A 20336-nucleotide genomic window follows, 5' to 3' on the forward strand; every position below is an offset into this window, starting at 1 on the left:
CGCAGTAGGCTGGAGCCATGCGCGAGGTCGAGGTCCTGGGAGTCCGGGTGGAGATGCCGTCCAACCAGCCCATCGTGCTGCTCCGGGAATCGAGCGGCGAGCGCTATCTGCCGATCTGGATCGGCGCGGTCGAGGCCACCGCGATCGCCTTCGCCCAGCAGGGGGTGACCCCGCCGCGGCCGCTGACCCATGACCTGATGCGTGACATCCTCACCGCAACGGGTTCGGACCTCTCCGAGGTGCGGATCACCGACGTGAAGGACGGCGTCTTCTTCGCGACGCTGGTGTTCGCCTCCGGGGTGGAGGTGAGCGCGCGTCCGTCGGACTCGATCGCGCTGGCCCTGCGCACCGGCACCACCATCTACTGCGAGGACGCGGTGCTCGCCGAGGCCGGCATCGCCGCGCCCGCCGAGGAGGAGGACGAGGTCGAGCGGTTCCGCGAGTTCCTCGACCACGTCTCCGCCGACGACTTCGAGGCAGAGGATCTCGGCCCCAGCGAGGGTTGATTTCAAAGTCTCAGCCTCAACCTCACCTTGAGGCTGAGGGTTTTCCACGACACGCCCAGTGACGTCTTTGACCGACCCGGACTGCCGCCGTACCTTGAAGTGTCGAATGACACGCATGAATGTTGGATCCCGTGGAGGACCAGTGAACGAGCAGCAGCCGGAGACGGCACAGCAGTCCGCACAGCGTGATGCTGAGGCGGCCGCCGCCGCGGAGGAGCAAGGGCTTCTCTTCTCCGACGACGTTTCCCCGGTCCCGAGCGACCTCGGGTACCGCGGTCCGACGGCGTGCAACGCCGCCGGCATCACCTACCGGCAGCTGGACTACTGGGCGCGCACGGGGCTGATCGAGCCCAGCGTTCGCGGCGCCAAGGGCTCCGGCTCGCAACGGCTCTACAGCTTCCGCGACATCCTGATCCTGAAGATCATCAAGCGCCTGCTCGACGCCGGCATCTCGTTGCAGCAGATCCGCACCGCGGTGAGCCACCTGCGCGAGCGCGGCACCGACGACCTGACCCAGGTCACGTTGATGAGCGACGGCGCCTCGGTCTACGAGTGCACCAGCAACGACGAGGTCATCGACCTCCTCCAGGGCGGCCAGGGCGTGTTCGGCATCGCGATCGGCGGCGTCTGGCGCGAGATCGAGGGCACGCTTGCCCAGCTGCCGAGTGAGCACGCTGATGCCGAGGTCGGCGAGACCAGCGAGGGCGACGAGCTCGCTGCGCGGCGCGCCGCGCGCATCGTCAGTTAGGCCAGTCTTTCCGACAAGAGCCACCCTGCGCTGTAGGGTGGCTCTTGCTGTTGATGCTGCACGGGAGAGTCAGGCCCGAGCCTGCGCCGAAGGGGCAATTCCTCCCCGGAACCTCTCAGGCGCCCGGACCGTGCGGAGCAGGCAACTGTGGAGCTGCACCGGCGCAGTGACAGAGGGGGAGGGATTCGATCTCTCTTTGTCGATCCCCAAGGACCCGCCTGCTCATGAGCACCCCTTTCGTCAACCGCCACATCGGTCCGGACGCAGCCCAGGTCGAGACCATGCTCGAGCGTCTCGGCTTCACCTCGCTCGACGAGCTGATGGACGCTGCCGTCCCGAAGTCGATCCGGTCGACCGACGCGCTTGCGCTGCCGGAAGCGGTGGACGAGGAGACGGCGGCCGCTGAGCTGCGGGCGCTGGCCGGCGCCAACGTCCCCGGTGAGCCGATGATCGGCCTGGGCTACCACGCGACCGTGACTCCTGCGGTGATCCGGCGCAACGTGCTGGAGGACCCGAGCTGGTACACCGCGTACACGCCGTACCAGCCGGAGATCTCGCAGGGCCGGCTCGAGGCGCTGATCAACTTCCAGACCATGGTGTCGGACCTGACCGGTCTGACCACCTCGGGATCGTCCCTCCTCGACGAGGGTACGGCGGCCGCTGAGGCCGTCGCGCTCGCTTTCCGTGCGAACCGCAAGGCGTCAGGCCCCTTCGTCATCGACGCCGACGCGCTGCCGCAGACGATCGACGTGGTGCGCACCCGCGCCGAGGGCATCGGCATCGAGATCCTCGTCGCCGATCTGACCAACGGCTTGCCTGAGGGCGAGGTGTCCGGCGTGCTCGTGCAGTACCCCGGCGCGTCCGGGCGGATCGCCGACATCAAGCCGGTCATCGACGCCGTCCACGAGCGCGGCGGCCTGGCTGTCGTCGCCGCCGACCTGCTCGCCCTGACCCTGCTCGAGGCCCCGGGAACGCTGGGTGCCGACGTCGTCGTCGGATCGGCGCAGCGCTTCGGCGTCCCGCTGTTCTACGGCGGCCCGCACGCCGGGTTCATCAGCGTCCGCGAAGGCCTGGAGCGCCAGCTCCCGGGCCGCCTGGTGGGTGTCTCGGTCGACGCCGAGGGGCGGCCGGCGTACCGCCTCGCGCTGCAGACCCGCGAGCAGCACATTCGTCGCGACAAGGCGACGTCGAACATCTGCACCGCTCAGGTCCTGCTCGCCGTGACCGCTGCGATGTACGCCGTCTACCACGGTCCCGAGGGCCTCAAGGCGATCGCGACGGAGGTCCACGAGCTCGCCGGCCGCGCGGCGGCCTCGCTCCAGGGCGGCGGCTTCACGCTGGTCAACGACACGTTCTTCGACACCCTGCAGGTGCGTACGCCCGGCAATGCTGCCGCGATCGTGAAGGCTGCTCGGGCCGAGGGCCTGCACCTGCGCCTGGTCGACGCGGACACCGTGGGCATCGCGTTCGGAGAGACTGCCGGGGCCGCGACGCTGCGGGCCCTGCACACCGCCTTCGGCGTCTCGCCGCAGTCCGCGGAGCCGCTCGAGGGCCTTCAGGTGGCGCACCAGCGCACCACCGACTACCTCACGCACCCGGTGTTCAACACCCACCACAACGAGACCTCGATGCTGCGCTACCTGCACAAGCTCAGCAGCCGCGACTACGCGCTCGACCGCGGCATGATCCCGCTCGGCTCCTGCACGATGAAGCTGAACGCGACGACAGAGATGGAGCCGATCTCGCTGGCCGGCTTCGCCAACCTGCATCCGTTCGTGCCCGTCGAGGACGCCGCCGGCTACGTCGAGATGATCGAGGAGCTCGAGGGCTGGCTGGCCGAGGTCACCGGCTACGACCGGGTCTCCATCCAGCCGAACGCCGGCGCCCAGGGCGAGTTCGCCGGGATGCTCGCGATCCGCAACTACCACCGCGCCAACGGCCAGGACCAGCGCGACGTCTGCCTGATCCCGTCGTCGGCGCACGGCACCAACCCCGCGTCCGCGGTGATGGTCGGCATGCGCGTCGTGGTGGTCAAGGCCACCGACGAGGGCACTGTCGACCTCGACGACCTGCGGGCCAAGTGCGAGCAGCACTCCGAGACCCTCGCGGCGATCATGGTGACCTACCCGTCGACGCACGGCGTCTACGAGGAGAGCATCACCGAGCTGTGCGACATCGTGCACGAGCACGGTGGACAGGTCTACATCGACGGCGCCAACTTCAACGCGCTCCTCGGCTACGGCCAGCCGGGCAAGTTCGGTGGCGACGTCTCGCACCTCAACCTGCACAAGACGTTCTGCGTCCCGCACGGCGGCGGTGGCCCGGGCGTCGGTCCGGTCGCGGTGCGCGCCCACCTGGCGCCGTACCTCCCGACGCACCCGCTGCACCCCGACAGCAACCGGCGCGAGGGCACTGGTGCCATCAGCGCGGCGCCCTTCGGGTCAGCGGGCATCCTGCCGATCTCGTGGGCCTACGTCCGGATGATGGGAGCCGAGGGCCTGACCCGCGCGACCGCCGTCGCGGTCCTGTCGGCCAACTACATCGCGGCACGCCTCGGCGAGCACTACCCGGTGCTGTACCGCGGCGACACCGGGCTGGTCGCACACGAGTGCATCCTCGACCTGCGCAAGATCAGCCAGGACACGGGCGTCTCGGTCGACGACGTGGCCAAGCGCCTCATCGACTACGGATTCCACGCGCCGACGATGTCGTTCCCGGTCGCGGGCACGCTCATGGTCGAGCCCACCGAGTCCGAGGACCTCAGCGAGATCGACCGCTTCTGCGACGCGATGATCGCGATCAAGGGCGAGATTGACCGGGTCGTCGCAGGGGAGTGGGACGTCGACGCGTCGCCGCTGCACAACGCGCCGCACACCGCGCGTGCCCTGGTGGGCGAGTGGGATCGCTCGTACTCGCGCGAGGTCGCGGTCTTCCCGGCCGGCATCTCGCCGGACAAGTACTGGCCGCCGGTGGCGCGCATCGACCAGGCCTACGGCGACCGCAACCTGGTGTGCGCGTGCCCGCCGATGGACGCCTACGACGAGTGAGCATGCGGTACGACGACGCGCTGGCCTCGTTGCAGGGTGCCGGTCGGTTGCCCTCGGTGTCGGTCGCGGTCGCTCGCGCCGGGGTGCCGGTGTGGAGCGGCTGCATCTCGGTCGTTGACGGGGTGACCAGCGCGTCGTCGTACCGGATCGGGTCGATCACCAAGACCATGACTGCGGTGCTCGTGCTGCAGCTGCGCGACGAAGGGCTGCTGGGCCTGGACGACCCGATCGGGTCGGTGGTGCCCGAGACCGGCTACGCGGCCGCGACGGTGCGCGAGCTGCTCTCGCACACGAGCGGCATGCAGAGCGAGCCGGTCGGTCCGTGGTGGGAGCGATCCGACGGCGGTGACGCCTCGTCGCTGATCGCGGCCAACGACGGGTCCGGTCGGGTGGCTGCGGCGGGGGAGTACTACCACTACTCCAACCTCGGTTTCGGGCTGCTCGGCGAGGCCGTCGCGCGCCTGCGGGGCGTCGACTGGTGGACCACGGTGGAGACCCGGCTGCTGGCGCCGCTGGGCATGGCCGGGACGTCCTACCACCCGCCCACGAATCACGCGCCCGGCCGCAGCGTCGACCACTTCGCCCACACGCTGACCGACGAGCCACACACCGACACCGGTGCGATGGCCCCGGCGGGTCAGGCGTGGAGCACGGTGGCGGACCTGCTGCGCTGGGCCGACTTCCTGGCGGTGGGCCACCCGGAGGTCCTGTCCGCATCGACCCTCACGGAGATGGCGGCACCCGTCGAACCCGCCGATGCCTACGGTCTGGGACTGCGACTGGTGGACCTTGCCGGCCGCACCCTGGTCGGCCACACCGGCTCCATGCCCGGGTTCCAGGCGTCGTTGTTCGTGGATCGCTCATCACGCGACGCCGTGGTCGCACTCACCAACGCCACGACCGGCCTCCGGCCGGACCGCGTGCCCGCGCTCTTTCTCGGCGCGGACCCGATTGTCGCCGCTGAGCCCTGGGCTCCGACGTCGGAACCGGTGCCGACAGCGGTCCGGGAACTCCTGGGCGTCTGGTTCTGGGGCAACACGGCGCTCGGCTTCGAATGGGTCGGCGGCGAGCTCGACGTGCGCGACCTGCGCACTGCAGAACGCAGCGACCGTTTCGCGCTCGATGACGGTCAGTTCACCGGCATCGACGGCTACCACCGGGGCGAGCGGCTGCGCGTTCATCGTGGCGCCGACGGTTCGGTCGTCCATCTCGAGTGCGCGACCTTCGTCTACACGCGCGCGCCGTACGACCCGCAGGTCACGCTTCTGCCCTAACCTCGGGCCATGCACACACTGGTCAAGGTCGTCGCGGTCATGGCAGTCGTACTCGGCCTTGCCGGATGTGGCAGCGACGAGGACCCCGGCGACACCGATCCCACCCGGGGAGCGAAGTCATCCGACGGCGGCGCATCGGATGCACCGGCGACCGGGGACTGCGCGACCCCTGAGCAGGCGGCCCAGTTCTCCGTCAATGGCCAGATCGTCTCCCAGTTCGCCCATCTCCCGACCGAGAGCTGGAGCAAGACGCTCGGCAACCTCGACGACCTCGACGAGGAGGTCGACGCGCTGAGCACCCTCGAGGGCGACGACGTCCAGGCGGCGATCGCCGTCTACGAGCAGATCCCGCCGATCATCGAAGCGGGCCTGGGCGGCGACACCACGGCGACGGCGAAGCTCGCCGACCTGATCGGGACCGACCCGGTCGAGGCTCTCAAGCTCAAGAACACGATCGTGCTCGCCTACGGGAAGCAGTGCCAGGGCGCAGGCTGAGGCCCGACTACGCCATGATGGGCGGGTGAACGAGAACACGTTGCAGTTTGCCTGGTTCCAGCGCGACGGCGACACCTATCAGCCCCTGCCCCTGGCCCAGAGCCTCTGGAAGGCCGACCAGATGCACGGCGTGGCCATCAGCGGTCTCCTTGCCCGTGCGCTGGAGGACGCGGTCGCTGCGGCTGGACGTCAGGACCTGGTCCCCGCGCGGTACCACGTCGACCTCTTCCGTCCGGCAGCGATGATCGCCACCACGGCCGAAGCGACCGTCGTCCGCGAAGGCACCCGCCTGATGCTGGTGGACGCCGTCGTCCTGCAGGAGGGCGAGGTCGTTGCCCGAGGCAGCGCGACCTTCTTGCGACCGACCGTCAATCCGGACGGAGAGGTGTGGTCGGCCGACGGGCGACCGGTCGCGCCCGCACTGGACCTGCTGCCGGCAACGGGTCGGCCCGACACACCGTTCTTCGCCAGCGAGGCGTCGTGGTCGGACGACTTCGGCGCGCACCAGAACGCCGGTCGTCACCAGACCTGGCAGACGGCTGTCCCGATCGTGCTCGGCGAGGAGTGCACGCCGTTCCAGGCCGTCGCATCGATCGCCGACGCCACCAGCATGGTGACGAACTGGGGGAGCGGCGGCGTGCAGTTCATCAACACCGACATCAGCCTCGTGCTGTCCCGTCTGCCTGACGGCGTGGTGCTCGGCCTTCGCAGCACTGATCACGTCGCGGTCGACGGCATCGGAGCGGGGACGGCCGAGGTGTTCGACCGGAGCGGTTCGATCGGTACGGCGACGGTGAGCTCGCTGGCCAACACCCGGCGCACCGTGGACTTCTCCGGGTTCGATGCGGAGGGTCACCACGGTTCGCCGGGTGCCTGAGCCAGCTGGTCATCAGTCGCTGGTGACGATCACGTAGAACCGCTTGCGTGCTCCCGGTTGGGTGACGGTCCCGTCGCTGTTGCGCGGGCTCACCACGAAGTGGCTGGTGTTGTTGGTGCCGGCCGGTGCGCAGGCCACGATGCCGGCGAGGCCGCAGACGGTCGCGGAGATCTCGCCGCTGAACTCGGGGTTGGCGTCGGCCGTCGGTGCGCGTCCGTTCGTGATGCTGTCGGCGTTCTGGTCGACCTGGTTCTGCAGCGCGATCGTGGTCACGATGCCGTTGTCGGAGAGGTCCTCTCCAGCGCTGAGGTAGACGTTGCCGGACGCCCGCAGGGAGTTGTCGCCGGTCGTTGCCGTGTTCGGCAGGGTGGGGTAGCCAGCGGCGACGGTGAAGCCGCCGGACTGTGCCTCGATCTGGCCGTTGGCGTCGATCAGCACCCAACGCTCCTGACCCGGATTGCCCTGCTCTCCCGGGTTGCCGGGACCCGCCTGGGCGACGGCCCAGGAAGTGCCGCCGAGGGAGAGAGCGAGGGCAGCAGTGGCGACGTAGAAGGACGGGGTGGGCTTGTGGACACGCATGTGGACCTCCGATGGGAGTGATCTGTCACACGTGCTTCGGAGCGATGGGCTCCGCGGATGGTAAAGGTTCGGCGTCAGCCTGTGCGGTGCTCGTCGCCGACGATCTCGGCGTCCGCGACGTCGAAGTCGAACGTCAGCTCCGGGCGCTCGAGATCGGCGATGACCGCGAACTCGCCACTGGTGAGCGCCCGCGGCGCGATGTCGATCTGCCGGGCTGTCCCGAGCACGGCGGACTCGTCCATCTGGTCGAGCTTGCGGGCGGTCACGAGCACGCGGGACTCCAGTGAGTTCGCGAAGGTGTTGTAGCTCTTCACCGTGCTCTCCAGCGAGCGCCGCAGCTTGTCGGCGTGGTCGGCCAGCGTGCTGATCCGGCGGTACAGCTCGCGCCCGAGGTCGAAGAGCTGCTTGGCGTCGTCGGTGAGCACGTCCTGGCGCCAGGTGAAGGCGACGGTCTTGAGGATCGCCCAGAGGTTGGTCGGGGTGGCGAGCAGGACACCCTTCCCGAAGGAGTACTCCAGCAGGGACGGGTCGGTGTCGAGCGCCACCGACAGCAGCTGCTCGTTCGGGATGAATGCCACCGTGAACTCGGGACTCGCCGTCAGTCCGGTCCAGTAGCTCTTCGCCGCGAGTGCGTCGACATGGCCGCGCACCTTGCGGGCGTGGTCGACGAGCAGGCGCTGCCGCTCTCCTGCGGTGACCTGCGGGCCGTGGGCGTCGATGAAGGCGTTGTAGGGCACCTTCGCGTCGATCGCCATCTGCTTGCCGCCGGGCAGGTTGATCACCATGTCGGGGCGGCGCGCGCCGGAATCGGCCTCGATGGAGTGCTGCGTGTCGAAGTCGACGCGCGGCAGCAGTCCGGCGGACTCGACCAGGGTGCGGAGCTGGGTCTCGCCCCACACGCCTCGAACCGCGTTGTTGGTCAGCGCGGATGCCAGCGTGTCGGCTGCCTTCTTCGACTCCGCCACGGTGACCTGGGTGCTGCGCAGCTGCTCGGCGAGCTCGCCGTGCTGGTGGGAGCGTTGCTGCTCGAGCTCCTCCACGCGGCGCTGCATCGTGCGCAGCTGGTCGGCCACGGGCGTCAGGGTCTTGAGGACCTGGGTGTGGCCGCCCTCGGCCTTCTCGCGCTCACGCTCGGTCTGGCGCTGCTGGTCGACCGTCGCCTGGTGCTGCTCGCGGGCTGCTTCGAGGGCGGCGCGCAGCGCATCGACGGTCGCCAGGGCGCCCGCCAGGTCACTCTCCACGGCCGCCCTGGCGGCTGCGTCCTGCTCGCGGATCTCGGCGACGATCACGTCGTTGCGCGAGTGGGCCAGCTGGACCTCGTGCCTCAGGTCCCGGACCTCGCCGTCGTGCGCCTGGGTCAGCGCGGCGATCGACGACTCCTGCTGGGCCCGCAGGACCAGCCAGCTGGCACCTGCGCCGAGCAGGAGTCCGATGAGCAGAGCAACGATCGTGAGCATGGAGACAGTCAAACAGCGGGGGGCGACAGAACCCCGCTGGGCACGCCGCACTCAGGCGACAACCGCGGCCCGCCTGCGCTCCAGCTCGTCCAAGCGGTCCGCCAGCCGCCGTCGTACGGCGCCCGGGAGCTCCTGTTCGAGGGCGGCCCGAGCCGCCGCGACCGTGGCGTCGTCGCGGTGCGTGATCGGGAAGAACGCCTCGATCACGACGCCCTGCACCCAGCCCTTGTGCGCAGCCATCAGCTCCCCGAGCCGCGTGAAGTAGGCGACAGCGAACGGCTCGGTGAGGGCGAGCTGGTCGGGTCGCCAGAGTCCCTTGCCGGCTGCCTCGATCTCGTAGTTGGCGACCGACACCTCCCCGGTCGCCCGCGCCCAGGCGAACTCCTTGGCCTCCAGCAGCGGCAGCGAGGAGACGGAGCGGGCGTGGTGCACCGTCGCGGACCCGCTGGGCTCGGCGGCGAGGGCTGCGTCGAGAGCAGCCCGGTCCGTCGCGCCGATCTCGGCCAGCCGGCGGCGTGCCTTCCAGCGCAAGTCCGAGTCGGGAGCGATGCCGTCCGGGAGGTCCTCCCCGGCGGCCCAGCGCTCGAGCTCCGACGGGTCGGCGGCAGACAGGACCGTTGCCCGGAAGGCGGACAGCTGGAGCTCCGAGCCGGTGTCGGCACGAGCAACCGCGTCCCTGACCGCGGCGTGGAAGCGGGCGGTGGATCCCTCGGGTGCCAGCGGGAGGGCCGTGTCGAGGGTCCACTGGATCAGGCTGCGGATCCCGTCGGCGGTGTCCTCGACGGGCGGGGAGGCTGCCAGCAGGTCGGCGACGGCCGCGGGTGAAACGGTGGCGTTGAAGAGACCCAGACGGACGCTGTTCCACATCGTTGCCCGGAGCTGGGGGTCGGTCATCGCCGGCGCGAGCCAGGGGAGTGCCGCCAGCGTGACCGGGTCAGGCGGACTGACCGCCCACGTGGTCTCGTTCGCGTCCAGGAGCACCGGTGCCTCACCTGCATCGAACGCGACGTCGGCCCGGTCGACCACGAGCGGCGCCTGCACCCAGGCGCCGTCGCGGTGCACGGCGACGGCGAGCAGATGGGTGCGGTCGGCTGGGTGGTCGACAGGGGACGAACGGAGCACCAGGCCAGCGCTGCGGTCGATCGTGAGCGTGTCCGGGCCGGGAGTGAGCAGCCAGTCGCGGACGAAGCCGTCGAGGTCGGTCCCGCCGGCAGCCTTCGACCAGCTGGCGAACAGGTCGTGCATCGTCGCGTTGCCGAAGCGGTGCAGCGCGAAGTGCTCGCGCACCCCGCTGAAGAACGCTTCGTCCCCGAGCCGGGTGGCGAGCTGCCGGAGCACGTTGGAGCCGCGCGCATAGGAGATCCCGTCGAAGTTCTGCAACGCAGCGAGCGCGTCCTCAGCGGCATTGCCGGCAACGGGGTGCGTCGTGGGGCGGGAGTCGGCGGTGATGCCCCACACGCGACGTGCGTACGACTGGTGCAGCCACGCGTCGTCGTACTGCGTGACGTCGGCGATCACCCGGTAGCCCATGTACTCGGCGAACGACTCGTTGAGCCAGAGGTCGTCCCACCAGCGCGGGGTGACGATGTTGCCGAACCACTGGTGCGCCATCTCGTGGGCGATCAGCGCCGCGCGGAAGCTGCGATCGGCGCGGGTGCTGGTGCCTTCGAAGAGCAGGGGGTCGCGGATCGTGACGCAGCCGGGGTTCTCCATCGCGCCGGCGTTGAACTCCGGCACGAACGCCTGGTGGTAGTCACCGAACGGGTACCGCACCCCGAACAACCGGTGGAACTCGTCGAACGACTGCCGGGTCAGGGTGAACAGCTCGTCAGCCTCGCGGTCGAGGATCGCAGCCAGGCTCTGCCGTGAGCTGAGTCCGAGCGGGATGCCGTCGTGCTCGTCGGTCAGGCGGTGGTACGGGCCGGCGACCACCGTGACGAAGTACGTCGAGAGCGGGGGAGTGGGGCCGAGCTCCCAACGGCGGGCGTTCCCCTCGCTGCCGACCTCGCGCGCAGGGGCGTTCCCGGCGACCATCCAGTCGGCGGGAGCGGTCACCCGCATCGTGTACGGCGCCTTGAGGTCGGGCTGGTCGAAGCACGCGAAGATCGACGGCGCGGCATCCATGAAGGACATTCCGTAGACGTAGGCCAGACCGTCGGCCGGGTCGACCATCCGGTGCAGGCCCTCGCCGTCGTTGCGGAACGGCATCGTCGCCTCGACCACCAGCTCGTGCTCACCGGCACCCAGCGTGAGAGCGACGCGTCCACGAGCCAGGGCCGTCGGATCGATCGACGCACCATCGAGGCTGATCGTGTGCAGCGCTGTCGGCTTCACGTCGACGAAGGTCGAGGCAGTGTTGCTGGTGAACCGGATCGTCGTGCGTGAGGCGAACACGTCGTCGCCGACGGTCAGGTCCAGCTCCACGTCGTACGACGTCACGGTGAGCACGCTCGCCCGGTGCTCTGCTTCGGCGCGGGTGAGGCTGATCGCCCCCGACTCGGTGCTCATCGGGCCAGCGTAGTGAGCAGGCCAACCGCGATGTGGGAGCCTTTCGGCCATGCGTCCATGGACCCAGGTACCGCCCCAGTCGGGGCGCCGATTCGTGATCACCGGCTCCAACGGAGGCCTCGGCCTGGAGACTGCCCGGATCCTCGGGTCCCGTGGTGCCGAGATCGTGATGGCCTGCCGCAGCGTCGAGAAGGGCGAAGCGGCTGCCCGTTCGGTGCCCGGTCACGACAAGGGTCGCGTCGAGGTGAGGCAGGTCGACGTCAGCGACCTCGCCTCGGTCCGTGCCTTCGTGGCCGGCCTGACGGACGAGGGCCGACCGGTCGACGTACTCATCAACAATGCGGGGGTGCTCGGCCTCCCGCACGCACTGTCGCCTGACGGGGTGGAGATGCACTTCGCGACCAACTACCTCGGTCACTTCGCGCTGACCCAGGGGCTGCTGCCGCTGCTGACCGACCGCGTCGTGGTGATCGGCTCGCGCGAACACCGGTCGGGGGACATCGACCTCGATGACCTGGCCTGGGAGCGGCGCCCGTACCGCGCCTTCGCGGCCTACGGTGCATCGAAGCTGGCAGACCTGCTGTTCATGAGGGAGCTGGATCGCCGGCTCCGCGCCGAGGGCTCGCCGCTGCGTTCGGTCGGAGCGCACCCGGGGGCGACGGCGACCGCCATCACCAGCGGCTCCGGCCACCCGGTGTTGACCGCTGTCGGCCACTACGGCCAGCGTCTGGTCAGCATGCCCGCGTGGCGGGGAGCGCTGTGCTCGGTGTACGCCGCGACGATGGACGTCCCCGGCGGTTCCTACATCGGTCCGCACGGGCGGACCGAGCTGTGGGGCTGGCCCGCGCCCGCGCGGATGTCGCCCAAGGCCGACGACGAGGTGCTCGCCGCCGCCCTGTGGGCGAAGTCGGTGGAGCTCAGCCGATCGTGATGCTCTTGAACGTGACCGGGGTGTTGGGGCGGCCGCCGCTGCTGCCGATGGACGTCCAGTAGTCGTCGTTGCCGGACGCCGTCGCCTTGAGCAGGGTCTTGAGCGAGGCGTCGTCGAGCTTGCCCCAGACGGTGTACGCCGGGGAGAAGCCGGAGTCGCCGAAGACGATGAAGAACTGGCCGCCGCCGGAGTTCGGGGCACCGGTGTTGGCCATGGCCAGCGTGCCCGCCGGGTAGGTCTCGTCGCCGGTGATCTCGTCGGGGATCGTGTAGCCGGGACCGCCGGAGCCGACTTCCTGGCCGGGCGTCGCGGCCTTCGGGTCGAAGTTCGGGTCGCCGCACTGCAGGAACTCGAAGCCGGGGTCGTTGCCCTGGCGGTGGCACGACGTGTTGTCGTAGTAGCCCTGCTCGGCGAGGGACGCGAACGACTCCACCGTGCAGGGTGCCTTGTCAGCGTCGAGGGTCAGCTTGAGGTCACCGACGGTCGTGTGCAGGACGGCCGGGACCTGGCCGGAGCGCGACGGGGCCGCCTTCGGGAGCTTCACCTCGCGGGCTGCTCCGCCCGTCTCGACGAAGTCGCAGGAACCTGACGCCGCGCCGGTGGACTCGGTCGTGGTGTCACTCGAGGGGTCGGTGGTCGAGCTGTCGTCCGCAGCCTTCGTGTCGTCGTCACCGCAGGCGGCGAGGCTGGCGAGCAGGAGCAGGGCCGGGACACCGGCGAGCAGTCGGGAACGCATGGGCGCGATGGTACGCAGACGACCTGTGCGCAGTCCGCGTAGGTTGTGGTCATGGACCTGGGCATCCACTACGCGACCTTCACCACCCCGGCGTGGGAGACCACGCTGGTCGACCGGCTGACCGCCACTGCGAAGGTCGCGGACGAGGGCGGCATCTCGCTGTTCACCCTCATGGACCACTACTTCCAGATGGTCGACTTCGGCGGCCCGTTCGAGCCGATGCTCGAGGGGTACACGACCCTGGGCTACCTCGCGGCGGCCACCGAACGGGTGAACCTCAGCCTGCTCGTGACGGGGGTGACCTATCGCCATCCGGGTCTGTTGGCCAAGGTGGTCTCGAGCCTGGACGTGCTCTCGCGCGGCCGGGCGCAGCTCGGCATCGGTGCTGCCTGGTACGACCGGGAGCACGACGGGCTCGGCGTACCCTTCCCGCCGCTGGCGGAGCGCTTCGAACGGCTCGAGGAGACGATCCGGATCGTCGAGCAGATGTGGAGCGACGACGACGGCCCGTTCGAGGGGAACCACTACCAGCTGGCCGAGACGATCTGCTTGCCGAAGCCGGTGCGGGGCCGGGTGCCGCTGATGATCGGTGGCCAGGGGGAGCGCAAGACCCTGCGGCTGGTCGCCCAGTACGCCGACGCCTGCAACCTGTTCACGGGGGAGGGGGTGGCGGGCGTCGCCAACAAGCTCGACGTGCTGCGCCGACACTGTGACGACCTGGGCCGCGACTACGACGCGATCCGCAAGACGATCCTGTACTTCGGCGACCCGGTGGCGGACCCGGATGCCTTCGTTCGCGACATGGAGGAGTACGCCGCCCTCGGTGTCAGTCTCGCCGCGATGATGGCGCCGGCGACCGATCCGGAAGGCTGGGCAAGCGAGCTCGTCGAGAGGGCCCTGCCTCGGGTGGCTGCCCTCTGAGGGTTGGTCACGTTCGTGCGGCGGCTCCCGGCTAACCTCACTGGGTGAGTGCGACGATCAAGGCTGCAGGGCTGGCGGCTGGACACGGCGCCACGGCGCTGTTCTCGGGGTTGGACCTGGTGATCGGACCGCGTGACGTGGTCGGTCTGGTCGGCCCGAACGGAGCGGGCAAGTCGACGCTGCTGCGCACCCTGGCCGGCGAGCTCCCGCCCGAGGACGGCACCGTGACGGTCACGCCCGCCTCGGCGATCATCGGCTACCTGCCGCAGGAGACCGAACGTCGCGCGGGCGAGACAGTGCGCGGCTTCCTTGCTCGTCGTACGGGTGTAGCCGACGCGCAGGCGGCCTTCGACACAGCGACCGCGCGACTGGAAGCGGGGGAGGCCGGCGCGGATGACGAGTACGCCGACGCTCTCGAGCGCTGGCTCGCCCTCGGCGCGCCGGACCTGGACGAGCGTGCCGATGCGATTGCAGCCGACGTCGGCCTCGCCGTCGACCTGGACCAGTTGATGACGTCGCTCTCCGGGGGCCAGGCGGCCCGGGCGGGTCTCGCGAGCCTGCTGCTGTCGCGCTACGACGTGTTCCTGCTCGACGAGCCGACCAACGACCTCGACCTGGACGGTCTCGACCGGCTGGAACGCTTCGTCGCAGATCTCGGCGAGGCTGCCGTCATCGTCAGCCACGACCGCGAATTCCTTGCGCGCACCGTGAACCGGATCGTGGAGCTGGACCTCCATCAGCGTGCGATCAACATCTACGGCGGCGGCTACGACGCCTGGCTCCAGGAGCGCGAGATCGCGCGTCGCCACGCCCGTGAGGCCTACGACGAGTACGCCGACACCGTTTCCGGTCTCCAGGCGCGCGCGAACATGCAGCGCAACTGGGCAGCGCAGGGCGTGCGCAACGCCCGCCGCAGCATCAACAACGAACCCGACAAGTCGGTGCGCAAGTACCGCGTGAACTCCAGCGAGAAGCAGGCCTCGAAGGTGCGCCAGTCCGAGAAGGCGCTGGAGCGCCTGGAGGAGGTCGACGAGCCCCGCAAGGAATGGGACCTGCGGATGGAGATCGCCGCCGCACCCCGCTCGGGCGCCGTCACGGCAGCGCTCCGGGAGGCCGTCGTACGACGGGGCGACTTCACGTTCGGACCGGTGACCCTGGAGATCGGGTGGGCCGAGAAGGTTGCCATCACCGGTGCGAACGGTTCCGGCAAGTCCACCCTGCTGGCCGCGTTGCTCGGACGACTTCCGCTCGACGAGGGACAGTCACACCTCGGACCGGGTGTGGTCGTCGGTGAGGTCGACCAGGCTCGTCGGCTCTTCGAGGGTGACGAGCCGCTGGTGGATGCGTTCCAGCGGCACGTGCCCGACCTTGCGCCCGAACCCGTACGAACCCTGTTGGCCAAGTACGGACTGAAGACCGATCACGTCGTGAGGTCGGCTTCCACGCTGTCGCCGGGGGAGCGGACCCGCGCTGCGTTGGCGCTGCTGCAGGCCCGGGGAGTGAACCTGTTGGTGCTCGACGAGCCGACCAACCACCTCGACCTGCCCGCGATCGAGCAGGTGGAGGCTGCGCTCGAGACCTATCCCGGCACCCTGCTCCTGGTGACCCACGACCGGCGGATGCTGGCGGCGGTGTCCACGACCCGGGAGCTGCACGTCGAGAACGGTCAGGTCATCGAGCGTTCCTGACGGAAGGGCCGGACCACGACGCCGCTCAGCCCCGGCGGGCGGCGGGCTGGAACAGCTCCACGAGGTTCCCTGACGGGTCCGCCAGGAGGATCTGGCTCCCGCCCGGCCCGGAAACGAGGTCGCTGACGAAGGCCAGCCCGGCGTCGCCGAGACGGGTGATCTCGGCCTCGAGGTCGTCGACGACGAGGTGGATCCGGTTGCGACCGGGACCCGAGGCGAGGTCCGGGGGAGTTGCCCGCGCGCCGGAGCTCGCGGCGCCGGAGAGCAGGAGCCGCAACGGACCGCGGGTGACGTCGGCGAAGGCCGGAGCGGCGCTCATGTTGAGGGTGAAGCCCAGGTGCGTCGTGTAGAACGTGATCGATTCTTCGACGTCGTCCACCAGGTACCGCACGCTGGCGAGGTTGTCGGGAGCGTTCATGCCTTCACCGTAACTCCGATCGGGCCTGAGCACGGATGCTCGTTTGGCAATCCGTCGTGGAGCCGATACTGCACACATGACGTCAGGCGAAACGGCAGGGGACACCTCGTCAACCGAGAAGTCCACCGAGAAGTCCACCGAGAAGTACCGTCGCATTCCGCTGTACCGGCACCCGCTGCTGGCACCGGCCACATCCATGGTCCTGGGACTGGGAAGCCTGGTGGCCGTGCTCTGCTTCCACTTCCCGGAGCTGCTGACCAGCCAGGAGTTCCGCGCGGTCTACAGCGAAGGGTTCGCGCGGCGGCTGCTGCTCATCGCACTATCCTTTGCGTTCGTCGCGGGAACGTTCGCGATCCTTCGCGACCAGCACAAGCGTCTGGCCTTCATCGGGGTCGGATCCGCCACCATCGCGGTGCTGGCGGGGGGATCTGATGTCCAGTTCGAGACCATCGGCAAGACGCCGTACTCGCTCGGCCTCGACTGGTTCGTCCTGTCGCTGTTCTTCTCCGCCCTGGTCTTCATCCCGCTCGAGCACCACTTCGCACGGCGCCCGCTCGCCGTGCTGCGGCCCGGTTGGCGGACCGACGCGGCGTACTTCTTCATGTCCCACGTGCTGGTCCAGTTCATCCTGATCACCGTCACGGCCTCCACCAGTGTGGTCGTCGAATCCGTGAAGATCGGCGGCATCCAGGACTGGGTGGGAGGCCTGCCGTTCGTGGCGCAGTTCTTCCTCGCAGTGTTCGCGGCCGACGTCGCGCAGGCCGGCCTGCACCGCGGCTACCACCGGATCGTGGTCCTGTGGCGCTTCCACGCGGTCCATCACTCGAGCCCCGAGCTCGACTGGCTGGCGGGCTCACGGGTCCACCTCATCGAGACGATCCTGACCCGTTCCACCGTCCTGCTCCCGCTGCTCCTGCTGGGCTTCTCCCAGGAGGCCGTCAACGCGTACGCCGTCCTCGTCGGCCTCCAGGCCGTCATCGCGCACGCGAACATCGGCATCAGGTTCGGCTGGCTCGAGTACGTCATCACGCTGCCGCGCTACCACCACTGGCACCACGCCCGCCACATCGACTACTGGGACCGCAACTACGCCATCCACCTGCCTGTCGTCGACATGCTCATGGGTTCGTTCAAGCTTCCTCGCGACGGAAGCTGGCCCGAGGAATACGGCGTGCTCAAGCCCGAGACGGTCCCCAACGGGTTCGTCGCCCAGCACCTGATGCCGTTCCGGGGGACCAGGGAGTACAGCGACTACGTCTCCTGATCCGATGCGGTGGATCCCAAAGTGGTACCATCTTGGGATGAGTGTCCAGATCGCCGTACGACTGCCTGACGAGCTGGTCGCGTACGTCGACACCCTCGTCAGCGAGGGTGGCGGCTCGCGGGCGGCTGTGGTGGCGCGTGCGTTGGGGCTGTACCAGCAGCAGCTCAGTGCAGAACGTGATGCGCGGATCCTCGAGGCATCGGGGGACTACGACGACTTCGACGACCTGGTCGGTCACGTCGCTGTCGGCGACTGATGCGCGACATCCACATCGCCCATCTCGACAAGGCACGTCCGGTGCTGGTCCTGACGCGTGAGCCGGTCCGAGGTGCGATGCGCCGGGTCACGGTGGCACCGATCACGTCGACAGCCAAGGGGCTGAGCACCGAAGTGCAGGTCGGTCCGGACAACGGCCTCGAAGAAGCCAGCGTCGTGAGCTGCGACAACATCATCACCATCGACAAGCGATCACTCGGCCGGCACGTCGGGTTCTTCTTCGATCGCCAGGAAGCCGACCTGGCGGCGGCGATCGTGAGCGCCTTCGCCCTGCGCCCCTGAGGTCTGCACCGTCCCCGGGAGAGGGTTCCGTCGAGGTAGTCTGACATAATGTCACTTATCGGCGATATGGCACGTCCTTCGGAGAAGGGGTGTCCTCAGATCCGCTGAGCCGGTTCGATCTCGCTTCGAGTGCCGGGGTGGGGTCCTACGCTGATGCTGTGCTCCCGCGCTCGATGATGCCCGCATTCCTCCTTCTCCTGCTCGGTCTCGTCGCCCTGCCAATGCCGGACGGCCACGCAGTCGTCGAGCAACGGATGGCGGATCCGACCTACATCTGGTCCTCGACACCGTCACCCGTCGTGTTCCTGCTGCCGAACCGGACCGTTCGGTTGCGTCCCAAGACCTACTGCTGGACGGCACCGGACATCGTCAACGACGACGGCTCGGGAATCGGCTCGTCCGTCTGTGCCCGCCAGTCCGCTCCGGCGGCTGCTGACCTGGTCAAAGTGGCGCGGACCGGGAAGATCCGGTTCTGGTTCGGCCGCCCCGGTTGGCGTTGGGGTGCGCGGCTGGTGAGCTTCGCCCACCCTGGTCGCGCAGGTTGCGACGTGGCACGTGTTCCGGTGGCGGCCAGTGCGCAACGCTTCGACCTCGCGCCGCCGCGCTATCGAGGGACCTATCGCGTGCGGTTGGTCGGGCGAGGCCCGGAAGGCGTGGTGGTGGTCCGCTTCTCGTGGCGCTACGGAAGCAGTGCTGGACGCTGTTCGTGATCCTTCGGTCACTGGATCGTCGCGATTGACCTGAGACGTCAGACGCTGCTGCGGGCACAGGTGATGCAGGTGCGCGCGGTTGGCCGGGCCTCGAGACGTTCTGCCCCGATGTCTCCCCCGCAGGACTCACAGACGCCGTACAGGCCAACATCCCAACGCGTCAGTGCAGCGTCGGCTTCGGTGACCTGTGACCGAGCCTGCTGGATCAGTGCGTTGAGCTGGGAACGTTCGAAGGCGATCGTCGCGCCTTCGGGGTCGTGCTCGTCGTCGGCGTTGGTGTCGCGCGACGCTGCGACCACGCCGTCGAAGTCGTCGGTCAGGCGGGCGAGCCGGGTCCGCGCGGAGGCACACTTCGCTTCCAGCACGTCCCGCTCGCCCGCCGTACCTGACATAACGATGTCTCAGGCCAGGCCGTCGAAGGGACGGACCTCGACCGTGCCGCGGCACGCCTTCGACCCCTCGGCCGCGAGCTTGATGGCCACGTCGAGGTCGGGGACGTCGATCACCCAGAAGCCGGCGATGACCTCCTTGGTCTCGAGGTACGGGCCGTCGGTCATCACGGGCTTCTCCCCCTGTCCGTCGACGACGGTGGCCGTCTCCACCGGGGCGAGGCCGCCGGCGAACACCCAGTAGCCGTCGGCCTTGAGCTTCTCGTTGAAGGCACCCGTCTCGGCGAACGACTGCTCCATGTCCTCCTTGGAGGCGTAGCCGTAGTTGTTCGTCTCATCCAGGTCGGTCGGGCCGTGCACGGACAACAGGTAGTTCGTCATCTGATTTCTCCTCAGTCACCGGCGGTCCCGATGACCGCCTCTCTACCTCCACCACGTATGGCACCACGTCGATCCGACAACTTGCGAGGAGAAGTTGGTCCGCCTGTGTCACGACGTTGCGTCGCCTGAGAGGGTGGCTCCCGTGGAGGACGACGAGCTGGTCATCGAGCGAAGCCCGCTGCCCGCCAGGATCGACGATCGGCTGAGGGCCCAGCTCACCTTCATCGCGGAGGCTGATCGCCTCAAGACGATCCTGCGCGCCTCTCCCCTGGCTGCCGCCGATCGTCGCGAGAACGATGCCGAGCACTCGTGGCACCTGGCGCTCATGGTGATCTTGTTGTCGGAGTACGCCGACGAGCCGATCGATGTCGGTCACGCGACCCGGCTGGTCGTCATCCACGACCTGGTCGAGATCTACGCCGGCGACAGCCCTGTCTTCGACCCGGCCGCCGTGGTGGGACAGCAGGAACGCGAGGAGGCAGCGGCCGACAGGTTGTTCGCGCTCCTGCCGGACGACCAGGCGGCCTGGGTGCGGGCGTTGTGGGATGAGTTCGAGGCCGGCCAGACTCCGGAAGGCCGCTTCTGCAAGGCGATGGACCGGCTCGAGCCGATGCTGCTCAACTGGCTCAACCGCGGCGGGACGTGGCAGATGCCCGGCGCCACGGAGTCGACGGTCCGGGCCCGGGAAGCGGGGGTCGTCGCAGCGTCGACCGCCCTCGGCGAGGCCACCAACAGCCTGGTCGAGCAGGGCCTGGCCAACGGGTGGATCAGGCCAGACCCGTGAGTGCAGACCCGTGAGTGCAGACCCGTGAGCGCAGACCCGTGAGTGCCAGCGAGACGGTGGCGGAC

General features: G+C 69.1%; 21 protein-coding genes and 1 riboswitch. Of the genes, 14 read left to right on the top strand and 7 right to left on the bottom strand.

Annotated features, from left to right (window positions below):
• The first annotated feature begins 17 nt into the window (after positions 1–17).
• The 6 genes from ASD84_RS23515 (at position 18) to ASD84_RS23540 (ending at position 6947) form a co-directional block, all read left to right on the top strand.
• Entirely contained in the window at positions 18–506 is a 489-nt protein-coding gene (locus ASD84_RS23515) for a bifunctional nuclease family protein (RefSeq protein WP_056716574.1), read from the top strand.
• 142 nt (positions 507–648) lie between these two features.
• The gene (locus ASD84_RS23520) at positions 649–1254 is read left to right on the top strand and encodes a MerR family transcriptional regulator (RefSeq protein WP_056716577.1); all 606 of its coding nucleotides are present in this window, start codon (positions 649–651) and stop codon (positions 1252–1254) included.
• 51 nt (positions 1255–1305) lie between these two features.
• Positions 1306–1395, top strand: a riboswitch (glycine riboswitch).
• An 83-nt stretch (positions 1396–1478) separates the two neighbouring features.
• Complete coding sequence (gcvP, locus tag ASD84_RS23525; protein WP_056716582.1) at positions 1479–4301, top strand: aminomethyl-transferring glycine dehydrogenase; 2823 nt, start codon at positions 1479–1481, stop codon at positions 4299–4301.
• A 2-nt stretch (positions 4302–4303) separates the two neighbouring features.
• Entirely contained in the window at positions 4304–5575 is a 1272-nt protein-coding gene (locus ASD84_RS23530) for a serine hydrolase domain-containing protein (RefSeq protein ID WP_056716585.1), read from the top strand.
• Between the two features lie 9 nt (positions 5576–5584).
• Positions 5585–6070, top strand: a complete 486-nt coding sequence (locus ASD84_RS23535; RefSeq protein WP_056716588.1) for a hypothetical protein — start codon at positions 5585–5587, stop codon at positions 6068–6070.
• A 25-nt stretch (positions 6071–6095) separates the two neighbouring features.
• Positions 6096–6947: an acyl-CoA thioesterase domain-containing protein gene (locus ASD84_RS23540; RefSeq protein WP_056716590.1), complete on the top strand. Its 852-nt coding sequence runs from the start codon at positions 6096–6098 to the stop codon at positions 6945–6947.
• 12 nt (positions 6948–6959) lie between these two features.
• Here ASD84_RS23540 and ASD84_RS23545 read toward each other — a convergent pair whose 3' ends face one another.
• The 3 genes from ASD84_RS23545 to pepN form a co-directional block, all read right to left on the bottom strand.
• Entirely contained in the window at positions 6960–7526 is a 567-nt protein-coding gene (locus ASD84_RS23545; protein ID WP_056716592.1) for a hypothetical protein, read from the bottom strand.
• Between the two features lie 74 nt (positions 7527–7600).
• Positions 7601–8983 (bottom strand): DNA recombination protein RmuC, encoded by a 1383-nt coding sequence (gene rmuC / locus ASD84_RS23550; protein WP_082574215.1) that lies wholly within the window; start codon positions 8981–8983, stop codon positions 7601–7603.
• A 51-nt stretch (positions 8984–9034) separates the two neighbouring features.
• A complete protein-coding gene (pepN, locus tag ASD84_RS23555; RefSeq protein WP_056716595.1) occupies positions 9035–11491 on the bottom strand; it encodes an aminopeptidase N in 2457 nt (818 codons plus the stop codon).
• Between the two features lie 49 nt (positions 11492–11540).
• Here pepN and ASD84_RS23560 point away from each other — a divergent pair, with 49 nt between their 5' ends.
• Complete coding sequence (locus tag ASD84_RS23560) at positions 11541–12422, top strand: SDR family NAD(P)-dependent oxidoreductase (protein ID WP_056716598.1); 882 nt, start codon at positions 11541–11543, stop codon at positions 12420–12422.
• Here ASD84_RS23560 and ASD84_RS23565 read toward each other — a convergent pair.
• Positions 12409–13158 (bottom strand): peptidylprolyl isomerase, encoded by a 750-nt coding sequence (locus tag ASD84_RS23565; protein ID WP_056716600.1) that lies wholly within the window; start codon positions 13156–13158, stop codon positions 12409–12411. The two genes, ASD84_RS23560 and ASD84_RS23565, sit on opposite strands and share 14 nt — an antisense overlap.
• A 51-nt stretch (positions 13159–13209) precedes the next feature.
• Here ASD84_RS23565 and ASD84_RS23570 point away from each other — a divergent pair, with 51 nt between their 5' ends.
• Positions 13210–14079 (top strand): LLM class F420-dependent oxidoreductase, encoded by an 870-nt coding sequence (locus tag ASD84_RS23570; protein ID WP_056716603.1) that lies wholly within the window; start codon positions 13210–13212, stop codon positions 14077–14079.
• A gap of 44 nt (positions 14080–14123) precedes the next feature.
• The gene (locus ASD84_RS23575; RefSeq protein ID WP_056716607.1) at positions 14124–15767 is read left to right on the top strand and encodes an ABC-F family ATP-binding cassette domain-containing protein; all 1644 of its coding nucleotides are present in this window, start codon (positions 14124–14126) and stop codon (positions 15765–15767) included.
• A gap of 25 nt (positions 15768–15792) precedes the next feature.
• On the opposite strand, the gene ASD84_RS23580 is transcribed toward ASD84_RS23575, so the two are convergent.
• On the bottom strand, positions 15793–16185 hold the full coding sequence (locus ASD84_RS23580) for a VOC family protein (protein WP_056716610.1): 393 nt from the start codon (positions 16183–16185) through the stop codon (positions 15793–15795).
• Between the two features lie 76 nt (positions 16186–16261).
• Between ASD84_RS23580 and ASD84_RS23585 the strand changes: the two genes are divergently transcribed.
• From ASD84_RS23585 to ASD84_RS23600, 4 genes are all read left to right on the top strand, one after another.
• On the top strand, positions 16262–17449 hold the full coding sequence (locus ASD84_RS23585) for a sterol desaturase family protein (protein WP_082574217.1): 1188 nt from the start codon (positions 16262–16264) through the stop codon (positions 17447–17449).
• Positions 17450–17486: 37 nt separating this feature from the next.
• Positions 17487–17705 carry a ribbon-helix-helix domain-containing protein gene (locus tag ASD84_RS23590; RefSeq protein ID WP_056716613.1) on the top strand — a complete coding sequence of 73 codons (219 nt, stop codon included), beginning with the start codon at positions 17487–17489 and terminating at the stop codon, positions 17703–17705.
• Complete coding sequence (locus tag ASD84_RS23595) at positions 17705–18007, top strand: type II toxin-antitoxin system PemK/MazF family toxin (protein ID WP_056716615.1); 303 nt, start codon at positions 17705–17707, stop codon at positions 18005–18007. The genes ASD84_RS23590 and ASD84_RS23595 overlap by 1 nt, the downstream gene beginning before the upstream one ends.
• Before the next feature lie 158 nt (positions 18008–18165).
• Entirely contained in the window at positions 18166–18717 is a 552-nt protein-coding gene (locus ASD84_RS23600) for a hypothetical protein (RefSeq protein WP_156392272.1), read from the top strand.
• A gap of 38 nt (positions 18718–18755) precedes the next feature.
• On the opposite strand, the gene ASD84_RS23605 is transcribed toward ASD84_RS23600, so the two are convergent.
• Together ASD84_RS23605 and ASD84_RS23610 are read right to left on the bottom strand one after the other, a co-directional pair.
• Positions 18756–19082 carry a TraR/DksA family transcriptional regulator gene (locus tag ASD84_RS23605; RefSeq protein ID WP_235531241.1) on the bottom strand — a complete coding sequence of 109 codons (327 nt, stop codon included), beginning with the start codon at positions 19080–19082 and terminating at the stop codon, positions 18756–18758.
• A gap of 36 nt (positions 19083–19118) precedes the next feature.
• Positions 19119–19487: a YciI family protein gene (locus tag ASD84_RS23610; RefSeq protein WP_056716625.1), complete on the bottom strand. Its 369-nt coding sequence runs from the start codon at positions 19485–19487 to the stop codon at positions 19119–19121.
• A gap of 142 nt (positions 19488–19629) precedes the next feature.
• On the opposite strand from ASD84_RS23610, the gene ASD84_RS23615 reads away from it, so the two are divergent.
• Positions 19630–20271 (top strand): HD domain-containing protein, encoded by a 642-nt coding sequence (locus ASD84_RS23615; protein WP_056716628.1) that lies wholly within the window; start codon positions 19630–19632, stop codon positions 20269–20271.
• The last annotated feature ends 65 nt before the right edge of the window (positions 20272–20336 follow it).

It is taken from the genome of Nocardioides sp. Root682 (assembly GCF_001427795.1).
GTDB lineage: Bacteria > Actinomycetota > Actinomycetes > Propionibacteriales > Nocardioidaceae > Nocardioides.